Raw genomic sequence first — 5,564 nt, 5'->3', positions numbered from 1 at the left:
GCCTGCCCTTTTCAATGGCGGGCGAAACCCCTAATTCGCGCGCTCAACCAACGATTCTAGGAGATTGCGCTATACCCCCGCCCACCCCGCGCCGCCCGCTGGCGCCGCCGCAGATCAGCGGCCCTCGCTACAATCAGTTCATTCAGGCGCCGAAGGTGCGCGTGATCGATGAAAATGGCGAAAATCTGGGCGTAATGTATACGCGTGAAGCCTTCGAACAGGCCCAGGAAGTCGGCCTCGACCTGGTCGAGATCAGCCCCAATGCCGATCCGCCCGTGGCCAAATTCCTCGACATCGGCCGCTACAAATATGAGGCGCAGAAGAAGGCCAACGAGCAGCGCAAGCGCCAGAAGATACAGGAAATCAAAGAGATCAAGATGCGTCCGAACATCGACGATCATGATTATCAGACCAAGATGAAGAAGGTCGTCGAGTTCATCGAAGAAGGCGACAAGGTCAAGGTCACCTTGCGCTTCCGCGGCCGCGAAATGGCGCACAACCAGCTCGGCATGGCGGTGCTGCAGCGCGTCGCCGAGGACACGTCACAAATTGCCAAGGTCGAGCAACATCCGCGCATGGAAGGCCGCCAGATGCTGATGGTGATTTCGCCGAAATAGCTGCCGAACCATTTGGGTTCGAAAAGGCGCGACTTGCCCCTACGGCAGGCGCGCCTTTTTCATGCTGCGCTGCATCATGTGACATTTCTGTCGCAAATCCCTGCTTTCTGCCCTGTTAGTAAGTCCCTTTGCTTTGCACTTTCCCCCTTTGCGCATAATCCTGACGGCCAAATAACAAGATTCTAAACGGGGAGGATCTGAAGATGCGCAAGTCGATGTGGCTGCTCTCGGCTGGCCTGGTCGCGCTCTCAATGCCGGCATATGCCCAGGACACGGACCAGAATGCGGCCCAGCCGGCCGAAGGGGCGACCGTTCAAGCGGCGCCGGCCGATCAGGCGAGCGGCGACGAGAGTGAAATCGTCGTCACCGCGACCCGCCGTAATGAAGCGCTGTCGGACGTTCCGCTGGCGGTTTCCGCGGTTACCGCCGAAACGCTGCAGAACTCGGGCGCCAGCGACATCCGCCAGCTGACCCAGGTCAGCCCCTCGCTGCTGGTCTCCTCGACCTCGTCCGAAGCGGGCGCGGGCGTTGCCCGTATCCGCGGCGTCGGCACGGTCGGCGACAACCCGGGCCTCGAAAGCTCGGTCGCGGTGTTCATCGACGGTGTTTATCGCTCGCGTACCGGCGTCGGCCTGACCGAGCTCGGCGCGGTTGACCGCATCGAGGTGCTGCGCGGCCCCCAGGGCACGCTGTTCGGCCGCAACGCGTCGGCCGGCCTGATCTCGATCATCACCGCCAAGCCCAAGTTCAAGACCGAGATCGGTGGCGAACTGACCGTCGGCAATTATGATTTCCGCCGGGCCGAGGCCTATGCCACGGGCGGCCTCAGCGACACCATTGCCGCGCGCATTGACGGCGTGTGGATGAAGCGCGACGGCTTCCTTGAAGACAGCATCTCCGGACGCGACATTAATAACCGCGACCGCTGGCTGCTGCGCGGCCAATTGCTGTTCGAACCGTCGAGCGACCTGTCGATCCGGCTCGTCGGCGATTATTCCAAGCGCGATGAAGAATGCTGTGGCGCAACGTTCCTGCCGGCCCACGATTTCTCCAATGGCGGAATCCAGCCGTCGACGATTGCCGGCATCGAGCGCGGTCTCGGTGCCACGATCCACGACGACACGTTCGCCCGCGATGTCTCGATCACGCCGGGCCGCAGCTATCGCGCGGACGTCAAGGATTACGGCCTGTCCGGCGAAGTCGTTTATGACATGGGCTGGGCCGAGCTGACCTCGATCACTGCCTATCGCTACAATAAATATATTCGCGGACAGGATGCCGACTTCAACGATCTCGACATCCTTTATCGTCCCGATGACGGCGGTGCCTTCAACCGCTTCAAGACCTTCACCCAGGAGCTTCGCCTCCAGGGCGAGGCGTTCGGCGGCAAGCTCGACTGGTTGGTCGGCGGCTACTACGCCACCGAGAAGCTGCGGTTGAAGGACAATCTGACCTACGGTGCCGATTATGCCTCCTACGCCAACTGCCTCGTCGCGCTGAACTTCGCGCAGGCCCTTCAGGCGAGCGGTGTTCCAGCCGTGATCGCACTTGGCAACGGCCTGGTCCAACCGGGCGCGGCAGGTGGCGGCACCTGCTTCAATCAGGCAACCGCGGGCGCGATCGTTGGCCTGTTGCCGGCTTCGCAGCAGGGCGTGTTCCGGGCCTTCTCGCGACTGGCGCCGTTCAACGGCGCTGCCTTCACCAACAGCGGCTTTGCCAACTTGACCAGCCCGTTGCTGTCGCTGAACGGTGCGGGGCTGGACGATCAATATGACCAGTCGAGCAAGAACTGGGCGATCTTTACCCACAACATCTTCAGCATCACCGACAGCATCAAGCTGACGGTCGGCGCCCGCTATACGCATGAGCGCAAGAAGCTCAGCGCCGACTTCTCGGATAATAATACGATCTGCACCCTGGTCTCGGGCAGCGTGCTGGTGTCTCTGCAGCAATTGCCGTGCGTCATTCCAAGCGCGCCCGGCGGCTCGTTCGCGATTGACGACAGCAGGTCCGAAGGCAAGCTGTCGGGTACGGTCGTGCTCAGCTGGAAGCCAGTCGACAATATCCTGACCTATGTCAGCTACTCGCGCGGCTATAAGGCGGGCGGTTTCAACCTCGACCGGTCGGCCCTGTGGCGGGCGACGTCGACCCCCGGAATCCCGCCATTGTCGGGTAGCGGCGCGATTTGCACAACCGTGGGCCAAGCGAACTGTCAGGGGATCGCGGCTTCGGGCGCGGACCTGCAATTCAAGCCGGAGATCAACGACGCGTTCGAACTGGGTGCCAAGTACAACGGCCGCGGCGTCGATGTGAACGTGGCGATCTTCCGCCAGCTGTTCCGCAACTTCCAGCTCAATACGTTCAACGGCCTCAACTTCATCGTCGAGAACGTCAACAGCTGTGATGGTGATTTGATTGGCGGCGATGCCGCCGACTCCGACAATGATCCCCGCAGCGGCGCCTGTGACGGCAAGACCAAGGCCGGCGTTCTCAGCAAGGGCGTCGAGGTGGAAATCTTCACCCGGCCGATGCCGAACGTCAGCTGGAACGCCGGTCTGGTGATGGCCGAGACCAAGTATCGCAAGAATCTGGTCGGCGCCGGCGGCAGGCCGCTGACCAACGCCCTGTTCCAGTTGCCGGGCAGCCGCATTTCCAACTCGAACGAGTGGACGCTGACCAGCTCGGTGGCCTGGACGCCGCCGATCGGCGGCGGCGGAATGCACGGCCTGATCTATGCCGACGTCCGGCACATGACCCACTTCAATACTGGTTCCGATCTCGACTCCGAGAAGATCCAGCCCAGCTTCACGGTCGTGAACGGGCGCATCGGCCTGCGCGGTCCGGACGAGAATTGGGCGGTCGAACTGTGGGTCCAGAACCTGTTCGACAAGAACTTCCTGCAAGTCGGGTTCGATGCGCCGATCCAGGGTTCCGGTACACGCAATGCCGTCACCTCGGGCTTCACCGCCCGGTCGACGCAGCTATTCGGCGCCTTCCTTGGCGAACCGCGGACCTGGGGCGTGACCCTGCGCGGCAAGTGGGGACCGTCGGAGCGGGCGGCACCGCCTCCTCCTCCTCCGCCGCCGCCGCCGCCACCACCCCCGCCGGCGACCCAGACCTGTGCGGATGGCTCGGTGATCCTGGCGACGGACAGCTGCCCGCCTCCGCCGCCTCCGCCGCCTCCGCCGCCGCCTCCGCCGGAACCGGAACGCGGCTAAGGACAGTCATTAGGATAGGGAAGGGCCTCGCCATTGGCGGGGTCCTTTTCTTATCGGTCAGCCGTGCGCCCGGGCGACCGCCAGCAATGCCTCGCGCAGTGCCGATTCCTCGTCCGCGGTCAGCTTATGGCCGCTTGCCGAGGTCAGGTAGAAGACGTCGACCGCGCGTTCGCCATAGGTAGCGATATGGGCTGAATGAAGCTCATTGCCCGCCGCGTGAATGGCGTGGGCAAGCTGGGCAAGCAGACCTTGGCGGTCCCGCGCATTGACCTCGACCACCGTCGTGCGGGACGACGCCTTTTCGGACACCAGCACGCGCGGCGCGACGCGGAAGGCGCGCTCCCGCACCGAAATATCGCCCGCGCCTGGTAGTGGCGGCTCGGCCTCCGCCCGCAGTGCCTTGTCGACGGCATTGGCCAGCCGCTTTCTTAGTCGAGGATCTTCGTAGGCCTTTCCCCGACCATCGGTGACCAGCAGATTGTCGAGCGCCATGCGGTCGCGAGTGGTGTGAATCCGGGCATCGACGATCGAGGCGCCCGCGCGACTCAGGGCGGCGGCAATGCGAAAGAACAGGCCAGGCCGGTCCGGTGCGAAGACGGTGACCCGGGTCATGCCGGACATGGCATCCGGCTCGGCGCTGACCGATGGCTCCGGATCGCCAATATGGGCCTCGGCCGATGCGACCTGGAGCGCATTGGCCAGCTGCCACTCGGGCGGCTCGGCCAGCCAATAGCTGTCCGGCAGCCGCCGGGTATGGGCCCGCACCGCCGATTTCTTCCATGGCAGTGCGTCGGCCAGCGCTTGATGCCGCGCCGCGACCTGCTCCTGCCGGCCGCGCTGCTTGTGGCCAAGCCGCAGCCGTTCCTCGGCGGCATCGAACAGGGCGCGGAGGAGCTGCCGCTTCCAGTCGTTCCAGGTGGTCGGTCCGACTGCACGGATGTCGACCACCGTCAAGATTAGCAGCAGCCGCAGCCGCTCGGGGCTCTGGACGGTGCGGACAAAGTCCTCGACCGTTTTGGGGTCGGTGACATCGCGGCGGAACGCGGTGTTGCTGAGCAACAAATGGTATCGGACCAGCCAGGCGACGGTTTCGGTCTCGGCCTCGTCCAGCCCGAAGCGCGGCCCCAGCTCCTTGGCCACCTCGGCGCCCAACTCGCTATGATCGCCGCCGCGGCCCTTGGCGATGTCGTGCAGCAGTGCCGCAACGTAGAGCAGCCGGCGCGAGGCGATTTGTTTGAACAGCGCGGTCGACAGCGGATGGTCGTCGGCCAGCTCTCCCCGCTCGATCCTCGACAGCAGCCCGATCGCCCGGATCGAATGCTCGTCGACGGTATAATGGTGGTACATGTCGAACTGCATCTGCGCGACGACCCGGCCAAAATCGGGAACGAACCGGCCAAACACTCCCGCCTCGTTCATCCATCTGAGCGCAACGTCGGGCCGCTCGCGTGCGGTCAGGACATCCAGGAACAAGGCATTGGCCTTGGGGTCATCGCGCACGGCGTCAACCAGCCGCGCATCGCGCGTCGCCGCGCGCATCGCCTTGGGATGAACTTCCAGCCCCTCGCGCGCCGCCAGCGCGAACAGCTCGACCAGCCGGACCGGGTTGTCGGCAAACCAATTGTCCTTCGGGATCGACAGTCTGCCGCGATCGAGCGTGAAGCCGTTGAGGTGCCTGGGCTTGCGGGTGAAGGTCGGCAGGGCGAAGCGCCGCCCCTTGGCGCCCATC

At 64.1% G+C, this 5,564-nt stretch carries 3 protein-coding genes; 2 read left to right on the top strand and 1 reads right to left on the bottom strand.

The genetic code is table 11. The features are described 5' to 3' along the window. The first annotated feature begins 71 nt into the window (after window positions 1–71). Both infC and Q0C64_RS13000 read left to right on the top strand, forming a co-directional pair. A complete protein-coding gene (infC, locus tag Q0C64_RS13005; RefSeq protein ID WP_294124267.1) occupies window positions 72–617 on the top strand; it encodes a translation initiation factor IF-3 in 546 nt (181 codons plus the stop codon). Window positions 618–820: 203 nt separating this feature from the next. Further along, window positions 821–3,835 carry a TonB-dependent receptor gene (locus Q0C64_RS13000; RefSeq protein WP_294124266.1) on the top strand — a complete coding sequence of 1,005 codons (3,015 nt, stop codon included), beginning with the start codon at window positions 821–823 and terminating at the stop codon, window positions 3,833–3,835. A 57-nt stretch (window positions 3,836–3,892) separates the two neighbouring features. On the opposite strand, the gene glnD is transcribed toward Q0C64_RS13000, so the two are convergent. Further along, a partial coding sequence (gene glnD / locus Q0C64_RS12995; RefSeq protein ID WP_294124265.1) for a [protein-PII] uridylyltransferase occupies window positions 3,893–5,564 on the bottom strand: 1,672 nt, incomplete at its 5' end.

The sequence above is a fragment of the Sphingomonas sp. genome, from assembly GCF_023266535.1.
Classification (GTDB): Bacteria; Pseudomonadota; Alphaproteobacteria; order Sphingomonadales; family Sphingomonadaceae; genus Sphingomicrobium.
The sequence above is the reverse complement of the archived record's forward strand: the minus strand, read 5'-3'. Positions and strand labels throughout refer to the sequence as shown.

Bases quoted from the DNA above. Each gene is read 5' to 3' on its own strand.
- Q0C64_RS13000 (WP_294124266.1), top strand. From the start codon at position 821: ATGCGCAAGTCGATGTGGCTGCTCTCGGCTGGCCTGGTCGCGCTCTCA.